Consider the following 22296-nt stretch of genomic DNA (forward strand, 5'->3'; position numbering starts at 1 on the left):
GCGCGTGTAAAAACAATTATTAACCAGAAGGCAGGTCAATAATGAGCGATAAAATTCGTACTCTTCAAGGCCGTGTAATCAGCGACAAGATGGAAAAATCTTTCACTGTTGCTATCGCACGTTACGTGAAGCACCCAATTTATGGGAAATTCATCAAACGTACGACTAAGTTACACGTACATGACGAAAATAACACTGCAAAAGCGGGTGACACTGTCACTATCCGTGAATGCGCTCCAATCTCTAAGAACAAATCTTGGACTTTGGTAGATGTTGTTGAACGTCCAAAACAAGCTTAATTTTTAATTAAGTCTGTTTTATGAAAAGCCCCGGCATTAGCTGGGGCTTTTTACGTTTAGAGCAGTTTTTAGCGGTAAACTTTCAGCCTTTAGCTGGCAGAAGTAAATTATAGCGCCGTAGTTTGGGCTGAGTGTTACGAAGCTAAGTGCAAAAATAATATTATAAAATGGGCGTATTGTTAAATTAGAATTTCATAAAAGGCAATAAAAACCCTTTAGGTTAATTTCACTGGTTTTTTAACTAGGTTAATAACTAAATGGAATATCAAAGCAGATTCTATTCTTTTTTTATCTATGCTTAGACGGCTATCCTGCATACTCAATTAACCTCAACAGAACCTTCTGAATGAGGTGGCACTCATTTTAAACAATGTGAACAAGCATTGTGTTTAACGTTCAGGGTTATGAGGAAAAATTCATGTTGTTAGGTCAACTCAATGCGTTAGCAAGTCCGCTTTCGCAAGAGCAAGTTCAAAAGCTACAAGGTTTAGTGGCTGAGCTTAATCCAATTCAGCAAGCGTGGGTTAGCGGCTATTTGGCTGCTAATGCTAATTCAGCAGCGCTAGGTGCGCCAATTGCAGGTACACCGGCAAGCTCTGAGGCAGCCGTACTTACTATTTTGTATGGTTCACAAACAGGTAACGCTAAAGCGGTGGCGACTAAGCTTAAAGAGCAAGCTGAATCTCGTGGGCTAGCTGCAAAGCTGGTTAGCATGTCAGATTACAAACCGACCGCATTGAAAAAAGAAAAGTTTTTAACCGTTGTTGTATCAACTTATGGTGAAGGTGAGCCACCAGAAGACGCCGAAACACTGTATGAATTTTTAATTACCAAAAAAGCGCCAAAGCTTGATGGTGTTAAAGTCGCGGTATTAGGTTTAGGTGATTCTAGCTATGAATTTTTCTGTCAAACCGCTAAAGACTTTGAAGAGCGTTTAACTAACCTCGATGCAGAGGTTATTTATCAACGTGCCGACCTAGACGTTGATTACGATGACGAAGCCGCCACTTGGATCGAGGGCGCATTAAATGCGTTTGAGCCAGATTTAAAAGCTCAGCAAGATGCCACAGGCGGCCAAGTTGTATCAATGCCATTTGGTACGCCCACAACAGCGGCTAGCCAATACACTAAGCAAAACCCGTTTGCGGCAGAGCTAAGCTTAGTGCAAAAAATTACCGGTCGTGATTCAACCAAAGATGTACGCCATATTGAAATTTCACTTGAAGGGTCTGACATTACCTATACGCCGGGTGACTCGTTAGGCATTTACTTTTTAAATGATGAAGCCCGTGTAGATGAGCTACTAGCGCAAACGCAAATTGATCCAACTAGCCGCGTCAAACTTGGCGATGAAGAACTTAGCGTGCGTGATGCCTTAATTGAAAAACTAGAGCTGACACAATCGTACCCTGGTTTTGTAGAAAAATATGCCACGGCTACAGGCACGCCTGAACTTCTTAAGCTTGTGGAAGATAAAGCCGCAATGCGTGAATACATTGAGCCACGCCAAATTTTTGATGTGGTTGCACAAAACCCAGCTAAATTAGAGGCACAAACACTGGTTGATTGCCTACGTAAATTACAAGCGCGTTTATATTCAATTGCTTCTAGCCAAAGCGAGGTTGAGGACGAAGTGCATTTAACTATTGCACTGGTTGAGTTTGAAGCGTTTGGCACAGAGCATTTAGGTGGCTGTTCAGGCTATTTAGCACGCCGAGCGCAAGAAGGCTGTAAAGTAAAAGTATTTAGTGAACATAATGACAACTTCCGCTTACCAGTAAATGATGACACACCGATCATCATGGTAGGGCCAGGTACAGGTATTGCACCGTTCCGTGCCTTTTTACAAGAGCGTGATGCGCGAGAGGCTACGGGTAAAAACTGGCTGTTTTTTGGTAACCCACACTTCACCCAAGACTTTTTATACCAAGTAGAAATTCAAGGTTACTTAAAATCAGGCTTGTTAAGTAAAGTCGATGTGGCGTTTAGCCGTGATCAAGCAGAAAAAGTTTACGTGCAAGATAAGTTACGTAAAAACTCAAAAGAAGTGTTTGACTGGTTAGAAGCGGGTGCTCATTTTTATGTGTGTGGCGATGCAAACCGCATGGCTAAAGATGTACACAATGCCTTAATTGATATCATTAGCGAAAATACCGGCAAAAGTAATGAAGAGGCCGACCAATATTTAAAAGATTTGCGTAGCGCAAATCGCTATCAGAAAGACGTGTACTAAGTACACGTTGTTTATTTTATTAAAAGCTAACAGCCGTCACTGTAACAAATTTAGGATTTAAAATGAGCGAACAAGATAAAACCGTAAAGCTTTCTGATAACGAACGTTTAAAAAGAGAAAGTAACTTTTTACGCGGCACTATAGCGCAAGACTTAAAAGATGAAATTACCGGTGGTTTTACTGCCGATAATTTCCAGTTAATTCGTTTTCATGGCATGTACCAGCAAGATGACCGCGATATTCGTCCCGAGCGTGCTAAACAAAAGCTAGAACCACTACATAATGTCATGCTGCGTGCGCGTATGCCTGGCGGCATTATTAAGCCCGAGCAATGGTTAGCAATTGATAAGTTTGCTGGGGAGAAAACCAGCTATGGCAGTATTCGTTTAACTACGCGCCAAACATTTCAGTTTCATGGTGTATTAAAACCTGAAATTAAAGGTATGCACCAATTACTTAATAGCGTGGGTATTGATTCTATTGCAACCGCCGGTGACGTGAACCGCAATGTACTTTGTACCACTAACCCTGTTGAGTCTGAGTTACACCAAGAGGCGTATGAGTGGGCGGCAAAGATTTCTGAGCACTTATTACCTAAAACCAAAGCGTATGCAGAGATTTGGCTCAATGGCGAAAAAAGTGAAACCACAGAAGAGCCAATTTTAGGCTCAACTTATTTACCGCGTAAGTTTAAAACCACAGTAACAATTCCACCAAATAATGAAGTGGATGTTCATGCAAACGACTTAAACTTTGTGGCAATTGCTGATAACGGTAAATTAGTTGGTTTTAACGTGCTAGTAGGGGGGGGGCTTGCCATGACCCACGGTGATACTGCAACGTATCCACGTAAAGCCGATGATTTTGGTTTTATTGCCCTTGAAGATACCTTAAAAATTGCGGAGCACGTAGTGTCTGTGCAACGTGATTGGGGTAATCGTTCTAACCGTAAAAACGCAAAAACTAAATACACACTTGACCGTGTTGGGTCTGATGTATTTAAAGCAGAAGTTGAAAAACGTGCAGGCGTGAGTTTTGCACCAAGCCGCCCTTATGAGTTTACTCATCGAGGGGATCGCATTGGTTGGGTTGAAGGCATTGACGGTAAACATCACTTAACGCTCTTTATTCAAAGTGGTCGTATTTTAGATTACCCCAATAAGCCACTAAAAACAGGGTGTCGTAAGATTGCAGAAATTCATCAAGGTGATTTTCGCATGACCGCCAATCAAAACTTAATTATTGCCGGTGTGCCTGCGGATCAAAAAGCAATCATTGAAAAAATAGCGCGTGAACACGGTTTGATTGATGACAAAGACACTGAGCAACGTAAAAACTCAATGGCGTGTGTGTCACTGCCCACTTGCCCTTTAGCGATGGCTGAAGCCGAGCGTTACTTACCGAGTTTAATTGAAAAAATAGAAGGCTTATTGGCCAAGCATGGAGTACCAAATGACAGCATTATTATGCGTGTGGTTGGTTGCCCTAACGGCTGTGGTCGTGCCATGTTAGCTGAAGCTGGATTAGTAGGTAAAGGCCCAGGTAAGTACAACGTTTACCTTGGCGGGAATACGGAGGGGACGCGTATCCCTAAGCTTTATCTTGAAAATGTGGGCGAAGAAGTTTACCTAGAGGCATTTGATAAGCTTATTGGGCAATGGGTTAGTGAGCGCAATGAAGGCGAATGCTTTGGTGATTTTGTTATTCGCAAGGGTATTGTTGCAGAAGTAAAAGTATCTGTTACCGATTTTTACGCATAATTTAAAAGCAGCGCACCGCGCTGGTGAGGTTTAAAATTGACCATGAGTGAATTTAAAAACATATTACAGCTAGATAAGCAAAGCCAACAGGCTATGTTAGCTGATGCGAATGGTTTGCTGGCTAACATGAATGCTGAGCAGCGCGTTGCATGGGCGCTAGAGCACTTGCCTGACACCGCGTTTTTATCATCGAGTTTTGGTATTCAAGCAGCGGTAATGTTGCATTTAATGACATCACAGCGCCCCGATATACCTGTTGTACTAACAGACACGGGTTATCTATTTCCAGAGACCTATCAGTTTATCGATCAGATGAGCGAGCGTTTATCACTTAACTTAAAAGTGTATAAAGCGCAGTTGAGCCCTGCATGGCAAGAGGCTAAATTTGGAAAACTATGGGAGCTAGGTGAAGAAGGTATTAAGCAATACAACCAGCTCAATAAAGTTGAGCCAATGACGCGTGCTTTAAAAGAGCTTAACGCGAGCACCTGGTTTAGTGGCTTGCGTCGAGATCAATCGTCGAGCCGTGCTGAAAAGCAAGTTTTAGAAATCAGCCGAGGTACAGTAAAAGTGTACCCTATTATTGAGTGGAATAATCGTGATGTGTACCAATACCTTACTAAACATGATCTGCCATACCACCCATTATGGGAGCAAGGTTATGTGTCTATGGGTGATGTACACACTACGCGTAAATTAGAGCCAGGAATGAGCGAAGAAGAAACCCGCTTTTTTGGGCTGAGCCGTGAGTGTGGCTTGCATATCGATGGTGATGGAATTTAATTACCTTGTTATTCAAAGCTATAAATTTAAAAACGCAGCTAAAGCTGCGTTTTTATTTTCCATAAAATAATTGCCTGATTACCGTTTTTTTATTATATTAATGATAATAAAGGATTAAATTTACAGCAGGAACGCTATGAAATACTTTACCTACTTAGCAATATCAGTAATGGTCATTGCTCTTATCTCTTTGTTTTATCTTAAAAAGCCAAATGGGCAACCTTGGCTCACCAGCTCATTGATTAAAAATGAATCTTTTTCTATTAAAGATAAAGTGGTAGCGCTTTCATCTGATACATTTGAGCAGCTCACACTTGAGCTTAAAAAAGTAGGAGATAAAATCACATCGTCACCGTTAGCATCTGACTCTCAAAGTAAAATTTATAAGTGGCAAGATGAGCAAGGGCAGTGGCATTTCTCCGATGTGCCAAATAAAAATGGCAAGAGTATTGAAGTGCACCTTGACCCTGCAGATATTAATGTTGTGGTAGCCGAAGATACAGCTATATTAAGTGGCAGTGCTAAATCTGCGGCAAAACCTTTTCCTCAGCGAGCGCCTGAAATATACAACAGTGAGTCAATTAATAAGTTGTTTGAAGATGCTGAAAAAGCCAAAAAGAGAATTGAGCAACGCAGTAAAGAAGTCGAAAGTTTCAGCGGCTTTTAGCCCTTGGGAGTTACTGCGATTTCAAGTAGCGCTTTTCTGCTTCCATTAATAATATGGTTAAATAAATTTTAGTTGGCAGTGATAAAAACACACCAATTGCAATGCACGCTGCTGCAGTAATAATGCCTTTAATACCGTACTGGCTGGTAAAGTAGCTCGATACAATTAATACATGGCCTGTCACAATCAGGCATAATCCAAGCAAAATAGATGTTTTAAGTAGTCTTATCATTACTATTGAAGACATGGCGACCTCTGCGCAGCGTGTCTTCTTAGTGTATGGTATCTTGATAGAGCAACATTGATTTAGCGCAAGGGTGTATCAATATTTACTTCTATAGCGAATGTAAAAAGCCCAGCTCATTGCTGAGCTAGGCTTTTAAGCTACCATTGTTTAATGGCTAGTTAGTCGAGCATATTGCGTAATACGTACTGCAAAATCCCGCCATGTTTGTAGTAATCCCACTCTTTAGGGGTATCAATACGCACATCGGCACTAAAACTAACTTGTTTACCTTCACTGTTAGTGGCAATGACACTGACTTCGTCGGTTTTGTCGTATAAACCTTGAATATCAAATTGTTCTTGCCCCGTTAAGCCCAATGACTCATGGCTTTCACCCTCTTTAAATTGTAAAGGTAATACACCCATACCAATCAGGTTTGAGCGGTGAATACGCTCATAGCTTTGTGCTATCACAGCTTTAATACCGAGTAGTAATGAGCCTTTTGCAGCCCAATCTCGTGAGGAGCCGGTACCATATTCTTTACCTGCTAGAACCACTAACGGTGTTCCACTCTCTTGGTATGCCATTGCCGCATCATAAATACTCTCTAGCTTAGCGTCAGGTTGAGTGCGAGTGACACCGCCCTCAGTACCAGGGGCGAGTAAGTTTTTAAGGCGCACATTAGCAAACGTACCACGCATCATTACTTCGTGATTACCACGGCGAGAACCATAAGAATTAAACTGTGCTTTCTCTACCCCATTTTCTTGCAGATAAAGTCCTGCGGGTGCCTCCGCTTTTATCGCACCTGCTGGTGAAATATGATCGGTAGTCACTGAATCGCCTAGTTTAGCTAAACAGCGCGCACCTTCTATTTTTGGGATCCCCGGTGGTTCAACACTCATACCATCAAAGAATGGCGCTTTTTTGATATAAGTCGAGGCAGCATCCCAATCGTAAAGCTTACCATCAGGGATTTGAATTTTTTGCCAGCGGCTATCGCCTTCGTAAACGTTGGCATAGCTTTTTTCGAACATTTCTTTGGTTACCGTTTTTTGTACTAGTTCGTTGACTTCGCTCACGCTTGGCCAAATATTTTTAAGGTAAATATCGTTACCATTTTCGTCTTGCGCCAGCGGCTCGTTGTATACATCTATGTCTGTACGTCCTGCGATAGCATACGCAACCACAAGAGGTGGCGAGGCTAAAAAGTTCATTTTAACGTCTTGGTGAATACGCCCTTCAAAGTTACGGTTACCCGACAAAATAGAGCTTACAATTAGTTTATGCTTTTGAATAGCTTCTGAAATTTCATCCGCTAATGGACCGGAGTTACCAATACAGGTGGTACAGCCATAACCAACTAAGTTAAAACCAAGCGCATCAAGATCATCCATTAACCCTGCTTTTTCAAGGTAATCGGTAACCACCTGCGAACCTGGTGCTAAAGACGTTTTAACCCAAGGTTTTACATTAATACCTAATTGACGTGCTTTTTGAGCCACTAATCCTGCCGCTAAAATTACGCTTGGATTAGAGGTATTAGTACAGCTTGTGATTGCAGCAATAACGCAGGCGCCATCGTTTAATTCAAACTCTTGGCCATTAAAGTTAACTTTTGCTGCGCCCATAAACTGCGCTTCATCAGTGGGTTCGTCAGGATTGGTAGTAGGGCCTTCACTTTCAATACGCGCTTGCTCTTCATCGCTTTTATCTCGACGTGCCATACGTTCGTCTTGGAAGTCTTTTAAGTGTTGGCCAATAACATCACCGGCTTTATCCAGTGTGATTCTGTCTTGTGGACGTTTCGGGCCAGCAAGACTTGGTACTACATCATCTAAAGTTAGTTCTAGCTTATCGGTATAATGTGCTTCATCGCCATCATTACGCCATAAACCTTGATGTTTTGCGTAATCTTCAATCAGTTTAAGCTGCTTTTCATCGCGATTAGTTAAGCGTAAGTAATTAATCGTTTCATCATCAATAGGGAAAATACCACAGGTTGCGCCATATTCCGGTGCCATGTTGGCAATAGTCGCTCTGTCGGCCAGTGGTAAGTCGGCAAGCCCGTCACCATAGAACTCAACAAACTTACCTACCACACCGTGGTTACGCAGCATTTCAGTAACAGTAAGTACTAAATCGGTTGCTGTAGTGCCCTCAGGTAAGCGGCCATTTAATTTAACGCCAACGACCTGAGGAATAAGTAGGCTAATAGGTTGGCCAAGCATGGCGGCTTCTGCTTCAATACCGCCTACCCCCCAACCGAGTACGCCTAGGCCGTTGATCATGGTTGTGTGAGAATCAGTACCAACCAGTGTATCTGGATAGGCTAACGATTTACCGTTTTTTGTATCATTGAACACTACACGTGCTAAGTATTCTAAATTTACTTGATGGACAATACCTGTGGCTGGTGGCACTACTTTTAAATTATCAAATGCGGTTTGACCCCAACGTAAAAACTCGTAGCGCTCTTTATTACGTTCATATTCTAGTTTTGAATTTAAGTCGAATGAGCCATCTTTACCGTAACCATCCACTTGTACTGAGTGATCGATCACCAGTTCAGCCGGAGAAAGCGGATTTATTTTTGCAGGATCGCCACCAAGTTTTTCCATCGCATCACGCATGGCGGCTAAGTCAACAATAGCAGGGACACCGGTAAAATCTTGCATTACTACGCGGGCAGGGGTGAAGGCTACTTCGGCCGAGGGCTTAGCCTTTGGATCCCAATCTAGTAGTGCCTGAATATCTTGCTCTTTAATATTCACACCATCTTCATTACGCAATAAATTTTCTAGTAATATTTTTAACGAAAAAGGCAGGCGTTTGGCTTTATCGCCAAGTCCCATGAGCGAGTTAATATGATATTGCTCGCCATTGATAGTAAGCTGTTGTTGGGTGTCGAAACTATTTTTCATTATTTGTCCCTTCAATAAATTAGATTGATATTCTTGAAAAAGTGACCTCTGTAGTAGTTTGCAAACTGTGTACCATGATAAAAATACCATGCAGTGTAATTTTCTTGACTGTTATATAAATAGAGATGAAGGCCAAAAGTTAAAATTCAAGGGATGCTCTGAGTAATAATTGGCCACAAAACTAAACTTAAAAAGTGTTATTTAAAGTAGTCCTGTTGTTTTAAGTGGAAACTTAAATACACCAATGCAATCGCAATTAAGGTCACTGCAATAGGCATAAAAATAGCGCTAACGCCAAACAAGCTGATGCTATTAATAATCAAAAAATTATAATATTGCTGAGCTAAAACCGCTGCCAAAGAGATTATTAATGTTAATGTGGCCAGTGACTTTTTGAATAATAGAAGTACACACCCTAATGCGCCGCCAAATACTGCAATAGCAAACGCTAAAGTAGCCCATAGAGGTTGGCTGTTATAAGCAAGTTGTTGTTCTTGTGGGAGTTTACTTACCATTTCGGGTGTTAATAATAGCTGCATGCTAAATGCAAAAACACCTAATATATTCCATAACAGGGCGGTGATGAGTGCGGGTGTTATCCAGCGGTTTGCAGTGTTTTCTGACATGTAAACATCGATTTTTTATTATTGATATTCTATTAAAGAATAAAAAAGCCAGTGATGCAAACTGGCTTTTAATAACACATATGACGTAAGCGAATGTTAGCCAAACGAAATAGGACGACGACCCGTTTTTTCATCCACTTTAGGTTTTTTAGTACGTTTGCGCTTATTTTTAGATGGTTCTGTTGTTGCTACGGGCGCGGCTTTTTCTGTAACAATTGATTCATCAATAACAGGACGTTCTGCTGGAGTAGCATCTTCACTTAGCGTCAGTTGGAACAACTCGCCATCAAATGTAAGAACATCGCCACTGTATAATTTTTTCCGTTTAATTGTACAAATTTCATGGTTAACACCCACATAGCCACCGCTAATTAGATTTTTTGCTTGGCCGCCACCTTCAACTAGATCTAATACTTTTAATAATTTACAAAGCTCTATAGGCTCTTCTTCTAACTCAATTTCTATATACTCTTCGTTCATCATGTTTCTCTGTGGGGGGGCATTAGCTGTAGTATAAAGGCTAGCTGGTTATTTTGCACCAAAGTGCGTTTGTTAGATGCGATGATTGTGCATTTTTTATGAAACTTTTTACCTCTTTCATTTGTCTTTAAAAAAACTGAAGTAATTCAAGACTACACTTCGCGTGAAAAAATTACACATTGGCGCGCTTATTGCCAATATCTGTCGTAAAAAGAAATTGAATATAAACAGTGGAGTAAAACATGGGCATAAGATTAGCGATGAAAAAAGAGCTAATGGGCTTAGATAATTCAGATATGTTAACTGCTGATGATGTTAGAAAGCATTTGGCTCAGCAGGTACAAGAAGACACTAAACGTGGTTTTTCAGTTATCTCCAAGTTTAATGACACCCACAGTCAGTTAGTCAGCGGGCTTAAAACCAAACAAAGCGAGCTGGTATTTGAACGACATCGTTTATTTAATGAAGTACTTTATAATCGCCAGAGTGTTGATGCATGGTTAAATAACCAAATAAATTAAATTGCCATTTTAAGTCCCCCTTATAGACTACACTTGTAATCATTTGGGGGTGATAATGAAAATGGAATTTTAATATGTATATTGGTGTTTTTATTAGCTGCGTGCCAGCGACCTACTGTTTATGTTTTTATTGAAAACTTGCAAGGTGAACAGCGCAACCAGCTAGATGCTGCACTAAATGCACAAACTCTTCCCTATGAATATGTAGAACTAGCAATCCCATCAGATTTTGGTGAGGCCACATTACTACTCTCAAGCGATAAAATTTACCCCAAAGAGACGGAGCAACTTGCAGCTATAATGCAAGAGTTAGGGTACGCGCCACAAGTTAATTATACAAGTCGTTCAAATCATTTTTATGGTGATGGCAATATAGGCTTTTATTTAAAAAATGCTGATGCCAATAGAAATTTTGTTATGCCTAATCAGCTGAGAACAACTCATTGCAGCGAAGATAAATACAATGGTTTAGCAATCAAATTTGCAAATGAAGCTGTTGAGTTTACATTACCAAGTGGCGCAATCGTGAGGCTAAGTTGGGAATATTTATATGGTTATGTTGTTGTTTATTATAAAGACTATTCGCAAACATACAGTCATTCGCAGCCGCTTGTAAATACCCCCTTTGGCGCCAAGCCGTCAGATACCTACACATTTATCGCAAGCGTTAACACCCCCGGTTGGCTTGATTGTTCACTACAAATTGTTTATATGGACTGATTTAACCGTGGGTTTCTATATGCTCGCTTAGTTTAGCTATGCGCAGGCTCATTCCTTCAATAATACGGTCTTTAATTTTTTCGCGTATAACATTAGGTAGGCGGGTAAGGGCATCGGCTGTAATAGCCAGTACGATAGCATTTTCTTTGGCGCGTGCATTAATGCTGCGCTCTCGGTTATTAATAAACGCGCCTTCACCTATAAATTCACCAGGTTCTATGGTGCCTAGCTCTAGAAGGTGATTATGCTTAAACACCATCAAGGAGCCACTGAGGACAATAAACAGTCGCTTGTCATTATCAAACTCTTTAAATAAAAACTGATTTTTACTTACTAAGTATAATAATCCAAACGACTCTAAAAGAATTTGACGTTCATTAAGCGTGAACTCTTTAAAGAATTCTAAGCGATTTATAATTTCCATTTGCTTAAACAAAGGGATGTTTTCAATTAACTTCATCAATAACCTAGGGCGCTAGCCTTATAAAATATCAGCTAATATTGCGCTCTTTTAATTTACGGGTCAACGTATTGCGACCCCAACCAATTTTTACCGCGGCTTCTTGCTTATGGCCTGAACAATTAGCGAGTGCTGTTTTTATTAAGCGGGTTTCTAGCTGGGCTTGAATATCCGGCCAAATATTTTCTTTACCTTGTTTAAATTCTTGATTAAGCCATTGCTGAAATGAATCTAGCCAATCGCCTTCTTGGGTTGCGGCGGCATTATCAATAATTTCAGGGGGTAAATCTTGCTCACCAATCAGCTCCCCAGGAGCCATTACAGTTAACCATCGACAGGTATTTTCAAGCTGGCGAACATTTCCTGGCCAATTAAATAAACACAGTTGTTTAATCGCTTTAGGGCTAAGTACTTTACTATCTACTTGCAGGTCTTTTGCGCTTTTATGTAAAAAGTGTAGCGCTAAGCGTTCTATGTCTTCGGGGCGCTCGCGAAGAGCTGGCAAGCGTAAACGAACCACGTTTAAACGATGAAATAAGTCATCTCTAAACTTACCTTGTTTTACCAGCTCTTCTAAATTTTGGTGAGTGGCGGCAATAATGCGCACATCCACTTTTATACTTTGATGGCCGCCAACGCGGTAAAACTCGCCATCGGCTAATACGCGCAATAAGCGGGTTTGTACATCAAGCGGCATATCACCTATTTCATCCAAAAATAAGGTACCGCCATTGGCTTGTTCAAAGCGCCCTTTACGCACGCTATCGGCCCCCGTAAAAGCGCCTTTTTCATGGCCAAATAATTCAGACTCAACTAACTCTTTAGGAATAGCGGCCATATTAAGAGCAATAAATTGGTTTTCTTTACGCGGGCTGTGATTGTGCAAGGCGCTGGCAACCAACTCTTTACCGGTACCTGATTCACCATTGATCAGTACGCTCATACTCGATGCTGAGAGTTTGCCTATAGCACGAAACACTTCCTGCATAGCAGGGGCTTCGCCAATAATATGAGCGCTTTTGGGTGGCGCGCTTTTTCGTTTGGTTTTTTTGGTCGAATTAGCACGATAGGCGCTTTCCACTAGCGCAACGGCTTCATTTAAATCAAACGGTTTAGCTAAGTACTCAAACGCACCTTTTTGAAAAGCATTAACCGCTGAGTCTAAATCAGAGTGTGCGGTCATAATAATAACGGGTAGGCTAGGGGTTTGCTCAGCTATTAGCTCAAGTAACGCCATCCCGTCCATCCCCGGCATTCTTACATCTGAAATTAACACACTGGGTTGACTAAATTTTAGTGCATTAAGAACGTTTTGCGCATCTGCAAAGCTTTCTACTTCAAACCCTGCGCGAGTCAGTGCTTTTTCTAGTACAAAGCGAATTGAGGCATCATCATCTACAAGCCAAGCTGTTTTCATGCAAACTCCAAAGTATTAATCTGTAAATGGCAGATAAATATTAAATTCAGTATGTCCTGGCCAACTATCGCATTCGATATAGCCATCATGTTGATCAATCAAGGTTTGCGCTATAGATAATCCAAGTCCCGAGCCACCTTCTTTATTAGTGGTCATAGGGTAAAATAAGGTGTCGCGTAAATTAGCATCAATACCTGGGCCGTTATCCATTACTTGAATAAGCAATGCCTTTTTAGGGGCTTTGCCCGGACGACGATGCTGATAATTAATCCGTGTTTTTATTTTTATTTCGCCACCATCTACCAATGCCTGTTGCGCATTACGCACAATATTAAGCACCACTTGTTGAACTTTGCTCTGATCAATATAAACATCAGGAATACTCGGGTCGTAGTCTTTAATTAACCGAATATCGCGGTTGTTATCTAACGTACTGAGTTTAACAACCGACTCTAATGTTTGATGTATATTGCCATACGATTTTTGCGGTAGTTGGTTAGGCCCAAGGAGTCTATCAACTAATTCACGCAACCGATCGGCTTGTTCAATTATCAGTTCTGCACATTGATCTCTTTCTTGTTGATCACCCTCGTACTGCAATAATTGCGCCGCCCCGCGAATTCCACCCAGCGGGTTTTTAATTTCATGGGCCAAACCGCGAATTAAGTTACGTGCAGCTTGGTATTGATGCATTTGATTTGAGACCTGATCGTGCTTTATTTCGTCATCGGTTTGTCGACATTCAAATAAAATATAATAGGTGTTGTTATGTTTTATTCGCCGAGTACTCACCGCTAGTTTTGCATGGCGAGAATCGATAAACACCACGTCAGCTCTATGCTGGTGGCAGTCTACACCATCAACTAACGAGTACTGCGCAATACGTTTTAAGTCGATAGAATGGTAGTTAAATAAATCGTCGAATGCTTGTCCTAGCAAACGTTTTTCGCCTAAGCCAAGTAATTCACTGGCACTGGTGTTAGCGTAAATAAGCTGAAAGCTTTCATCAAGTAACATCAGGGCGGTGGTTTGGTTTTGCCAAATTATATTCAGTAGCTCTGGGCTAAAATGTGTTTTATTAATCATCATTGCACCATTTTAGTGCGCCTGGGCAGGTAGGCAAGGTTTTTAGAAAAATATACGCTAAACACGCGTACTTAATTGTAATTATCGACCTATGTTAAGGCCTTTACGGTGCATAAAAAATACACTTTCAGGACTGGTTGCAATTACCTGATTTTGTTTATTATAAAGTTTAACTTGCAGTGTGTGTTGGCCTCGCTCCACATCTCTTAACGCCAGTGTTGTCGTATCGCTCGGTGCACCAATGGCAACGCCATCTAAAAATAAACCAATGGTAAATCCAGCTTCAAATCGAGGGGCAATACGGGTAGAGACATACACAGAGCCCGTGTTTTCTCTTATAGTTTGCTGTGGTTCAGGCGATGAAATACTAATACTAAACTTTACTGCTGTTTTAGTAGGAGCAGTATCAAGAATATCGGTGTTTGTAGCGGGCATGCTGAGATGTTGGCTCGTGAGTTTAACCTCTTTAGCGCCAGGCTGAGGAGTATCTGAAAAAACCAGCACCCCATTTTTGTCTTTCCATGCGTAAATTTTTTTATCGCTCGCATGGCTATTAAGGCTTAACATTAAAGCTATTAATAGCAACAAAATCTTACCTACCATCCAGCTATCCTGCATTGTTTAAACTAACTTCACTTTAGTGTAGAACCGTTAAATTTACCATAAAAAAAGCCCGCAAAGCGGGCTTAAAACACACATTATTTTATCGGTTAATAAATTAACAGCTGTAGTACATTTCGAACTCAACTGGGTGAGTTGTCATGTTAAGTTTTTCAACTTCTTTTGACTTAAGTGCGATGTAAGCATCGATTAGGTCATTGGTGAATACACCACCTTGGTTTAAGAATTCACGGTCTGAATCAAGCGCAGCTAATGCTTCATCTAATGATGAGGCTACTGTTGGAATTTCTGCCGCTTCTTCAGCTGGTAAGTCGTATAAGTCCTTGTCCATAGCATCGCCAGGGTGGATCTTGTTTTTAATTCCGTCAAGGCCAGCCATAAGCATTGCAGAGAAAGCAAGGTATGGGTTAGCAGTTGGATCTGGGAAGCGTACTTCGATACGACGACCTTTTGCAGATGGCACAACTGGAATACGGATTGATGCCGAACGGTTACGAGCCGAGTATGCAAGCATTACCGGAGCTTCAAAACCAGGTACTAAACGTTTGTATGAGTTAGTTGACGCATTAGCAAAAGCGTTGATCGCTTTAGCATGTTTGATGATACCGCCAATGTAGTAAAGTGCATCTTCAGAAAGTCCGCCGTATTTATCACCTGCGAATAAGTTTACGCCATCTTTTGCTAAAGACTGGTGACAGTGCATACCAGAACCGTTATCACCAACAATAGGTTTAGGCATAAATGTTGCCGTTTTACCGTAAAGGTGAGCCATGTTGTGGATAACATATTTCATTTCTTGGATTTCATCGGCCTTTAACACCATAGTGTTAAAACGCGTTGCAATTTCGTTTTGACCGGCAGTCGCCACTTCGTGGTGATGCGCTTCAACAACTTGCCCCATTTCTTCTAAAACTAGGCACGTTGCAGAACGCCAATCTTGGAAATCATCAACAGGTGCAACTGGGAAGTAACCGCCTTTAACACCTGGGCGATGGCCTGTGTTTCCATCTGCATATTCTTTATCTGAGTTCCAAGCTGCTTGCTTAGAATCAATTTTATACATTGAACCTGACATGTCAGATTTGTATTTAACATCGTCAAATACGAAAAACTCTGGCTCAGGACCAAATAAAACAGTGTCAGCAATACCCGTAGAGCGCATGTACTCTTCAGCGCGCTTAGCAACTGAGCGAGGGTCGCGTTCGTAACCTTGTAATGTAGAAGGTTCAACCACGTCACAACGAACTATTAGCGTTGTTTCTTCTGTGAAAGGGTCAAGTTTAATTGAATCTGCATCTGGTAATAACACCATGTCTGATTCGTTGATGCCTTTCCAGCCAGCAATTGAAGAACCGTCAAACATCTTTCCATCTTCAAAAAAGTCTTCATCAACTTGATGGTGAGGAATAGAAATATGTTGCTCTTTACCTTTTGTGTCAGTAAAGCGTAAATCAATGAACTTAACGTCATTTTCTTTAATAAAATCTAAAACCGATTGTGACATGTGTCCTCCAACTATTGGGTTTTATTATTGCTGCATTAAATGCTTTAGCTACTAGTAAGCCGATTTTATGCCATTATTTTAACCTACTGTTTATTAAGTTAAAAAATATGGCTGCACAAAAATAGCCATGCGTATTGCACTTTTTTGGTGCGTAAGATATCCATAATGGTGCAAAAAATCCACACTTAAATTTGCATGTATTTTAATCACCTAAATCAGCTTAACTTAAATAGTAAATAGCGCCAAAGCAATTAACAAATTAGCTAAAAAATGACAGTTTATGTAATTTGTCGAAATTTATTTCATATAAATGTCATATAAAAAACAGATACTTAGTAAAAGTATTAAGAAAGTTTTTAAAATTGTATTGGATAAACTTTCATCCATGTCATTAATGAGGGATAATATGCGCCCTTTTAAATCCTATGCTGGGACATCTGGTGAAAACACAGATGAGTGCGTAGATCTTGCAGGATCAATGAGAATAAACTTCTCTGAGTAAAAATATGAGCATCGAACAGTTAAGAAATATAGCGATTATCGCGCACGTTGACCACGGTAAAACAACGTTGGTTGACAAACTACTTGAGCAATCAGGTACATTAGAAACACGCGGCGGTAACGAAGAGCGCGTGATGGACTCAAACGACATTGAGAAAGAACGTGGTATTACCATTTTGGCCAAAAATACAGCCATTTCTTGGAAAGACTACCATATCAATATCGTAGATACCCCGGGACACGCCGATTTTGGTGGTGAAGTTGAACGCGTACTTTCGATGGCTGACTCAGTATTGTTACTTGTTGATGCTCAAGAAGGTCCAATGCCACAAACGCGTTTCGTAACGCAAAAAGCATTCGCACAAGGCTTAAAGCCAATTGTTGTTATCAATAAGATTGATAAGCCTGGTGCACGTCCTGATTGGGTTATGGATCAAATCTTTGATTTATTCGATAACCTTGGTGCAACTGACGAACAGTTAGACTTTAAAGTAATCTACGCTTCAGCAATCAATGGTTGGGCTACATTAGATTTAGACGAGCCGTCTGACAACATGGAACCTATGTTCCAAATGATCGTTGACGAAGTATCACCACCAGAAGCTGATCCTGAAGGTGACTTCCAAATGCAAATCTCTCAGCTTGATTACAACTCTTATAAAGGTGTAATCGGTGTTGGTCGTATTAAGCGTGGCTCTGTTGCTCCTAACCAACAAGTGACTATTATCAGCGCTGATGGTTCTACGCGTAACGGTAAAATTGGTTCAGTACAAAGTTATTTAGGTCTTGAGCGAATCGAAACTGACCGTGGTTATGCAGGTAATATCGTAACAGTAACAGGTATTGGTGAGCTGAAAATATCAGACACAGTGTGTGCGCCTAATAATGTTGAAGCACTACCTCCACTAAGTGTTGATGAGCCTACAGTAACAATGACCTTCTCTGTAAATACATCACCATTTGCTGGTAAAGAAGGTAAGTTTGTAACGTCGCGTAATATCCTTGAGCGTTTACAAAACGAGCTTGTACATAACGTTGCACTTCGTGTAGAAGAGACAGATAACCCAGATAGCTTCCGCGTATCTGGCCGTGGTGAATTACACCTTGGTATCTTAATCGAGAACATGCGCCGTGAAGGTTACGAGCTAGCTGTATCACGTCCAGAAGTAATTTTGCGTGAAGTAGACGGTGTATTAGAAGAACCGTATGAAACAGTAACAATTGACTGTGAAGAAGAGCACCAAGGTTCTATCATGGAGCAAATTGGTCTTCGTAAGGGGGAACTTACTGATATGGCACCAGATGGTAAAGGCCGTATGCGTATGGACTTTATGATCCCAAGCCGTGGTTTAATCGGTTTCCAAACTGACTTCATGACGCTTACTTCTGGTTCTGGCCTTATGTACCACACATTCGATCATTACGGTCCTCATAAAGGCGGTACTATTGGCGCACGTAAGAACGGTGTAATGATTGCAAATGCGACAGGTAAAGCACTTACTAACGCATTATTCAACTTACAAGAGCGTGGTAAATTATTCATCGGTCACGGTGTTGAAGTTTACGAAGGTATGGTTATCGGTATTCATAGCCGTGATAACGACCTTACCGTTAACGCACTTAAAGGTAAGCAGCTTACTAACGTTCGTGCATCTGGTACAGATGAAGCACAAACACTTACGCCACCATTGAACTACACACTTGAGCAAGCGCTTGAGTTCATCGATGATGACGAGTTAGTAGAAGTAACACCTGAGAACATTCGTATTCGTAAACGCCACTTAACTGAAAGTGAGCGTAAGCGTGCGGGTCGTGCTGCTAAAGCTTAATAGTTTTTAGAGTAAGCATAATAAAAGCCGCTGTATTGCAAAATACAGCGGTTTTTTTGTGGGTGAAAACAAGCGCTATTAGCTATAAGTCGTCAGCTGTCAGATTAGAACAGTGTAATTGAATCGCTTGGTATTAATGTGGCTATTAGGTGAAAGCCGCTAGACTTTGTAAACCTTGCAACATAGTTTTTTTCCTCTAAAAGCGCTGCGCCTCTTATCCTCTTTGTGAATAATTCACTTAAAAAATATTTGCACAAAGAGAAGGGAGTGAGCAGTAAAAGAGTCAGATCTTAAACAATCTATAATGTAAAGCACCTGTAATTGTTGCTAGGATACTTTTTGCTTGGTTTCGCTGTGCTCAGCCCAACCTACGTTTTCAACTATTGTATTAATGGTTACTTACTTTTTGGCAGTAGGGTGATTTTGCCAAATACATCTGCATCTATAAACCCACGGTTTCTGTCACCATTGACTGGTTGTACTTCATGGGAGCCCATAAAGCGTTCGCGTACTTCGCTACCATCGTTATCGCAGTAGGCGAGCATAAAACCAATGAGGTGTTTTTCAGTTAACTTAATCGGTGTGTTTTGTGCGCCTTGTTGATAATCATTCGGGTAGAGTTTTATTGCCACTTCCCACGTGATGTTATAGGGCGCAGTGGTATTGCGTTTGCAGTTACTAACTAAGTGGTCGGTATATAAATGCGCTTTTTTATCAGGGCCATAATCGGCTGCTTGGTTATCAAGGCCAATGTGATAAGCAAACGCGGTATGATTAAACTGATGATTCCCACCCGATGCGTCACTATCTATAAACACTTCTAAGGCATCATCATCCCAGTATTTATCAGTTGGATTTGGGTGAGTATCTATCAGCACATCGTCACTAATATCTACTTGTAAATACAAGTAGTTTTCATCCCATAAAAGACGGTATCGGCCTTTAAAATCGGCCTCTGATGAGGGAAGTGCGCCATCCATTAGGTTTGGTATAGGATGCCATGTGGCGCTATCCCATGTACTTTCAGAGACACCATCAATAATAATAGCTGTTGATGTATGACTAACTTCAATAGCCATAAGTGGTTGGGTGAAAAGTAAACTAAAAGCGAGTAGTGTTTTTTCATTAATAAGCTCATCAATTAAAGATGGTTTAACTTGGCTTAAATAGCAATTAAAAACAATTTCATAGTTGTATTTATTATATTAACTTATTGCCCCAGTTATGCTTGTTTTTAATGTCAACATTAATAAATGCGCGCTTTCACCCGACATTTTAAAAGGGTTAAAGTCAATGTTACCCGAGTATTTTAGATTAAGTAATTCGGTTAGCTGTGATTGCGGCACATAGCCCATTGACCATGTTTCAAACTCTCTTTCGGGAATTTGGGTATAGTTGAGCATAATTACATTGTGATGACGTTTGTCATTTAATATTTGTTGATAGGTATTATTAACAGCGGTTCTGGAGCCTTCAAGGCATTGTAAAAAGTACTCATTACTAAAACATAACATGCCGGTGACATTTGTTTTTACATTGTAGGTTCGCGCATTTTGTAAAATATTTTCTATATCTTCAGGCCCAAACCACTACTTACTTTACTGGCGTAAATGAGTCGCACAAGAAAAATAAAACCCCCTGACTGTTTAGTTAATTAAAGATAGTTCAGTGAGGGGGTTATTACTAATTATGTAAACGCATTTTGTGTAAATGACTAACTAAAGCTGGATGCTTTCACCTTCATTTAAAATATACAGAGGGATCTTCGAGTTCATTTTTTTATGCATATGCAATAAGCGCAGTAGTGCAGAGTGGCTGCTGTGATCGCCCATCTTCCAACTTGAGTTACCATAGCCCCACGGTATCATTACTTTACAGTTAAGCGCTTGTGCTGCGGTTAATGCATCCTCAGGAGTGGTATGTACATAACGGTACCAGTTGCCGTTCTCTTTATGGTAATAAGAGGCAATAGGCATTAAGCACACATCGATATCGCCATATTTTTGCTGTATATCGTTAAAGTGTTTTGAATAACCAGTGTCGCCTGCAAAAAATAAAGTGCTACCACTTTGCTCAAGTAACCAGCCATTCCATAGGTCTTTATTGTTATCTTCATAAATAAAAGGCACTAAAACACGACTACTAAAATGATGCGCAGGTAGCGCATGAATGGTTAAATCATTAATTTTAGTTTTTGCATACCATGCCATTTCACTAATGTTAAAGCCACCTGTTGGAAAGTTATCAGCCATACCAAGGGGGGTTAGGTAGCGAGGCTGATTACCAATTTCTTCAATATCGGCTTTATTGAAATGATCGTAGTGAATGTGAGAATACATAACGGCGACTAAGTTTTTCAATTCATTGTCTGTGAGCCAGTCGCCAGGCTTGCGATAAAATCCTGAAGTAAGACGAAAAGCTAAATCAATAGGCGAGTCAAATTGCTCTTTTACGGGATCAAATACAACTTGTTGGCCATTCGGGGTTTTGATCACAAAGCCTGCGTGTCCGAGCCAACGAATAGTAAAGCCCGCATTAACCTGCGGATTTTTTTGCTTACCTTGATATTGGCAGTTTTCAGCCTCTGTTTCACAAATTAAGTTATTGTTTTTTGGGTAGCAATCAGTTTCACAGCTAACAGGATAACTTTTTTTGCCTGGGTAGAGGTTGTGGTAGCGCCCAGCTTGCTCACCTTGTTGATGAAGTGGAATAACGGTATCAGGGCCTGCAATAACCTCAATATTATTCGCAGTGCTGCATGCAACGAGCACACTGGAGGCGATGATTAAGCTAAGTGTATGTATTTTCATAATTCATTTTTAGTTGTTATTTTTATTTTACTGAAAGTGTAACAAAAGCAGTTTGCTAAAAAAGGACAAAAAAGTAACAAAAAGTGTGTATAAAAAAGCCCGCTATTTTTAGCGGGCTCAGTTTAATAGGTTAAATATTTAGGATTTATTCATTTGCTCAATAAATTTATTTGAGTCTTCAATCGATTTGTTCATATCATTCATTAATAACTGAATATCGCGCTTTAAGTTAGTAAATTCACCTTTGATAGCCGCTACCGCTTGCGCATTTAAGTTATGCTTTAAATACAATACGTTGTCTTTTAAAGATGATAATACCGGCTCCATTTTGCTCTCGGCGCTGCGCATTGAGCGAAGTAACTGGTCGAATTGACGTTGTGTTGCTGCTAACTTTTTGCTGCTTTCACGCTTAAGTGAGGCACTTTTGTATTGCTCTAACTCATCATTCCACTCATCAAATAAAGCTTCTGCTACGTCTTCAACTTTATTAATATTACTTGATACTTCGTTTGCCGCTTGAAGGCTTGACTCGTAATCGTCATTAAGTTGATTGTAAGCATCTTGCAATTCACCGCCATCAAAATTAATAAGTGTAGTTAAACGCTCAAGTGCTGATTGAAATTCTTGTTGAGACTCTTGTTGTGAGTCTTTTGTTTCTTCTACGCGGTCAATCAAAATATCACGCTTATGAACACCTACTTTTTCCATTGCCGAATAATAAGCAGACTGACAACCAGAGAGCATCAGCATTAACGCAAGTATGGTTGTCCCTAAAAATGTTTGTTTTTTCATCTGAATTCCTATTTACGAGTGTTAATGCTGTAAATTA

At 40.5% G+C, this 22296-nt stretch carries 21 protein-coding genes; 8 read left to right on the top strand and 13 right to left on the bottom strand.

Annotated features, from left to right (window positions below):
• The first annotated feature begins 41 nt into the window (after window positions 1–41).
• The 5 genes from rpsQ to MTN96_RS28860 all read left to right on the top strand — a co-directional run bounded on the left by rpsQ (window position 42) and on the right by MTN96_RS28860 (window position 5742).
• Complete coding sequence (gene rpsQ, locus MTN96_RS28840) at window positions 42–299, top strand: 30S ribosomal protein S17 (RefSeq protein WP_008108356.1); 258 nt, start codon at window positions 42–44, stop codon at window positions 297–299.
• Between the two features lie 418 nt (window positions 300–717).
• The gene (locus MTN96_RS28845; RefSeq protein WP_036980909.1) at window positions 718–2532 is read left to right on the top strand and encodes an assimilatory sulfite reductase (NADPH) flavoprotein subunit; all 1815 of its coding nucleotides are present in this window, start codon (window positions 718–720) and stop codon (window positions 2530–2532) included.
• A gap of 62 nt (window positions 2533–2594) precedes the next feature.
• On the top strand, window positions 2595–4292 hold the full coding sequence (gene cysI, locus MTN96_RS28850; protein WP_028835920.1) for an assimilatory sulfite reductase (NADPH) hemoprotein subunit: 1698 nt from the start codon (window positions 2595–2597) through the stop codon (window positions 4290–4292).
• A gap of 42 nt (window positions 4293–4334) precedes the next feature.
• Window positions 4335–5075, top strand: coding sequence for a phosphoadenylyl-sulfate reductase (locus MTN96_RS28855; RefSeq protein WP_036980912.1), 741 nt, complete (start codon window positions 4335–4337; stop codon window positions 5073–5075).
• 136 nt (window positions 5076–5211) lie between these two features.
• Complete coding sequence (locus MTN96_RS28860; protein WP_036980914.1) at window positions 5212–5742, top strand: DUF4124 domain-containing protein; 531 nt, start codon at window positions 5212–5214, stop codon at window positions 5740–5742.
• Window positions 5743–5752: 10 nt separating this feature from the next.
• Here MTN96_RS28860 and MTN96_RS28865 read toward each other — a convergent pair whose 3' ends face one another.
• The 4 genes from MTN96_RS28865 to MTN96_RS28880 form a co-directional block, all read right to left on the bottom strand.
• Window positions 5753–5989, bottom strand: coding sequence for a hypothetical protein (locus MTN96_RS28865; protein WP_024601183.1), 237 nt, complete (start codon window positions 5987–5989; stop codon window positions 5753–5755).
• A 158-nt stretch (window positions 5990–6147) separates the two neighbouring features.
• Window positions 6148–8892 carry an aconitate hydratase AcnA gene (gene acnA, locus MTN96_RS28870; protein ID WP_036980916.1) on the bottom strand — a complete coding sequence of 915 codons (2745 nt, stop codon included), beginning with the start codon at window positions 8890–8892 and terminating at the stop codon, window positions 6148–6150.
• 197 nt (window positions 8893–9089) lie between these two features.
• The gene (locus MTN96_RS28875) at window positions 9090–9518 is read right to left on the bottom strand and encodes a hypothetical protein (protein WP_248533639.1); all 429 of its coding nucleotides are present in this window, start codon (window positions 9516–9518) and stop codon (window positions 9090–9092) included.
• A gap of 96 nt (window positions 9519–9614) precedes the next feature.
• On the bottom strand, window positions 9615–9998 hold the full coding sequence (locus MTN96_RS28880) for an RNA-binding S4 domain-containing protein (RefSeq protein WP_036983354.1): 384 nt from the start codon (window positions 9996–9998) through the stop codon (window positions 9615–9617).
• Window positions 9999–10240: 242 nt separating this feature from the next.
• Between MTN96_RS28880 and MTN96_RS28885 the strand changes: the two genes are divergently transcribed.
• Together MTN96_RS28885 and MTN96_RS28890 are read left to right on the top strand one after the other, a co-directional pair.
• Window positions 10241–10519, top strand: a complete 279-nt coding sequence (locus tag MTN96_RS28885) for a hypothetical protein (protein WP_036980922.1) — start codon at window positions 10241–10243, stop codon at window positions 10517–10519.
• A gap of 81 nt (window positions 10520–10600) precedes the next feature.
• A complete protein-coding gene (locus MTN96_RS28890; protein ID WP_248533642.1) occupies window positions 10601–11239 on the top strand; it encodes a hypothetical protein in 639 nt (212 codons plus the stop codon).
• A 1-nt stretch (window position 11240) separates the two neighbouring features.
• Here MTN96_RS28890 and MTN96_RS28895 read toward each other — a convergent pair whose 3' ends face one another.
• From MTN96_RS28895 to glnA, 5 genes are all read right to left on the bottom strand, one after another.
• Entirely contained in the window at window positions 11241–11699 is a 459-nt protein-coding gene (locus MTN96_RS28895) for a Crp/Fnr family transcriptional regulator (RefSeq protein ID WP_036980927.1), read from the bottom strand.
• 31 nt (window positions 11700–11730) lie between these two features.
• Window positions 11731–13116: a nitrogen regulation protein NR(I) gene (ntrC, locus tag MTN96_RS28900; RefSeq protein ID WP_036980930.1), complete on the bottom strand. Its 1386-nt coding sequence runs from the start codon at window positions 13114–13116 to the stop codon at window positions 11731–11733.
• Between the two features lie 15 nt (window positions 13117–13131).
• Window positions 13132–14202 carry a nitrogen regulation protein NR(II) gene (gene glnL / locus MTN96_RS28905; RefSeq protein WP_248533673.1) on the bottom strand — a complete coding sequence of 357 codons (1071 nt, stop codon included), beginning with the start codon at window positions 14200–14202 and terminating at the stop codon, window positions 13132–13134.
• Window positions 14203–14283: 81 nt separating this feature from the next.
• Entirely contained in the window at window positions 14284–14805 is a 522-nt protein-coding gene (locus MTN96_RS28910; RefSeq protein WP_138626623.1) for a DUF4124 domain-containing protein, read from the bottom strand.
• A 115-nt stretch (window positions 14806–14920) separates the two neighbouring features.
• The gene (gene glnA, locus MTN96_RS28915) at window positions 14921–16327 is read right to left on the bottom strand and encodes a glutamate--ammonia ligase (RefSeq protein ID WP_138626624.1); all 1407 of its coding nucleotides are present in this window, start codon (window positions 16325–16327) and stop codon (window positions 14921–14923) included.
• 506 nt (window positions 16328–16833) lie between these two features.
• Here glnA and typA point away from each other — a divergent pair.
• Window positions 16834–18657, top strand: coding sequence for a translational GTPase TypA (gene typA / locus MTN96_RS28920; protein WP_138626625.1), 1824 nt, complete (start codon window positions 16834–16836; stop codon window positions 18655–18657).
• A gap of 395 nt (window positions 18658–19052) precedes the next feature.
• On the opposite strand, the gene MTN96_RS28925 is transcribed toward typA, so the two are convergent.
• From MTN96_RS28925 to MTN96_RS28940, 4 genes are all read right to left on the bottom strand, one after another.
• Window positions 19053–19736: a CBM9 family sugar-binding protein gene (locus tag MTN96_RS28925; RefSeq protein WP_248533644.1), complete on the bottom strand. Its 684-nt coding sequence runs from the start codon at window positions 19734–19736 to the stop codon at window positions 19053–19055.
• Between the two features lie 126 nt (window positions 19737–19862).
• Window positions 19863–20228, bottom strand: coding sequence for a BLUF domain-containing protein (locus MTN96_RS28930; RefSeq protein ID WP_374276138.1), 366 nt, complete (start codon window positions 20226–20228; stop codon window positions 19863–19865).
• Between the two features lie 147 nt (window positions 20229–20375).
• The gene (locus tag MTN96_RS28935) at window positions 20376–21467 is read right to left on the bottom strand and encodes an MBL fold metallo-hydrolase (RefSeq protein WP_248533646.1); all 1092 of its coding nucleotides are present in this window, start codon (window positions 21465–21467) and stop codon (window positions 20376–20378) included.
• A 138-nt stretch (window positions 21468–21605) separates the two neighbouring features.
• Complete coding sequence (locus tag MTN96_RS28940; protein ID WP_013463802.1) at window positions 21606–22259, bottom strand: DUF2959 domain-containing protein; 654 nt, start codon at window positions 22257–22259, stop codon at window positions 21606–21608.
• Between the last annotated feature and the right edge of the window lie 37 nt (window positions 22260–22296).

It is taken from the genome of Pseudoalteromonas sp. 2CM28B, from assembly GCF_023161935.1.

Bases quoted from the DNA above. Each gene is read 5' to 3' on its own strand.
- glnL (WP_248533673.1), bottom strand. From the start codon at position 14,202: ATGATTAATAAAACACATTTTAGCCCAGAGCTACTGAATATAATTTGG.
- acnA (WP_036980916.1), bottom strand. From the start codon at position 8,892: ATGAAAAATAGTTTCGACACCCAACAACAGCTTACTATCAATGGCGAG.
- MTN96_RS28880 (WP_036983354.1), bottom strand. From the start codon at position 9,998: ATGAACGAAGAGTATATAGAAATTGAGTTAGAAGAAGAGCCTATAGAG.
- MTN96_RS28940 (WP_013463802.1), bottom strand. From the start codon at position 22,259: ATGAAAAAACAAACATTTTTAGGGACAACCATACTTGCGTTAATGCTG.
- MTN96_RS28935 (WP_248533646.1), bottom strand. From the start codon at position 21,467: ATGAAAATACATACACTTAGCTTAATCATCGCCTCCAGTGTGCTCGTT.
- rpsQ (WP_008108356.1), top strand. From the start codon at position 42: ATGAGCGATAAAATTCGTACTCTTCAAGGCCGTGTAATCAGCGACAAG.
- MTN96_RS28855 (WP_036980912.1), top strand. From the start codon at position 4,335: ATGAGTGAATTTAAAAACATATTACAGCTAGATAAGCAAAGCCAACAG.
- cysI (WP_028835920.1), top strand. From the start codon at position 2,595: ATGAGCGAACAAGATAAAACCGTAAAGCTTTCTGATAACGAACGTTTA.
- MTN96_RS28845 (WP_036980909.1), top strand. From the start codon at position 718: ATGTTGTTAGGTCAACTCAATGCGTTAGCAAGTCCGCTTTCGCAAGAG.
- typA (WP_138626625.1), top strand. From the start codon at position 16,834: ATGAGCATCGAACAGTTAAGAAATATAGCGATTATCGCGCACGTTGAC.
- MTN96_RS28885 (WP_036980922.1), top strand. From the start codon at position 10,241: ATGGGCATAAGATTAGCGATGAAAAAAGAGCTAATGGGCTTAGATAAT.
- MTN96_RS28875 (WP_248533639.1), bottom strand. From the start codon at position 9,518: ATGTCAGAAAACACTGCAAACCGCTGGATAACACCCGCACTCATCACC.
- MTN96_RS28895 (WP_036980927.1), bottom strand. From the start codon at position 11,699: ATGAAGTTAATTGAAAACATCCCTTTGTTTAAGCAAATGGAAATTATA.
- ntrC (WP_036980930.1), bottom strand. From the start codon at position 13,116: ATGAAAACAGCTTGGCTTGTAGATGATGATGCCTCAATTCGCTTTGTA.
- MTN96_RS28910 (WP_138626623.1), bottom strand. From the start codon at position 14,805: ATGGTAGGTAAGATTTTGTTGCTATTAATAGCTTTAATGTTAAGCCTT.
- MTN96_RS28925 (WP_248533644.1), bottom strand. From the start codon at position 19,736: ATGGCTATTGAAGTTAGTCATACATCAACAGCTATTATTATTGATGGT.
- glnA (WP_138626624.1), bottom strand. From the start codon at position 16,327: ATGTCACAATCGGTTTTAGATTTTATTAAAGAAAATGACGTTAAGTTC.
- MTN96_RS28860 (WP_036980914.1), top strand. From the start codon at position 5,212: ATGAAATACTTTACCTACTTAGCAATATCAGTAATGGTCATTGCTCTT.
- MTN96_RS28865 (WP_024601183.1), bottom strand. From the start codon at position 5,989: ATGTCTTCAATAGTAATGATAAGACTACTTAAAACATCTATTTTGCTT.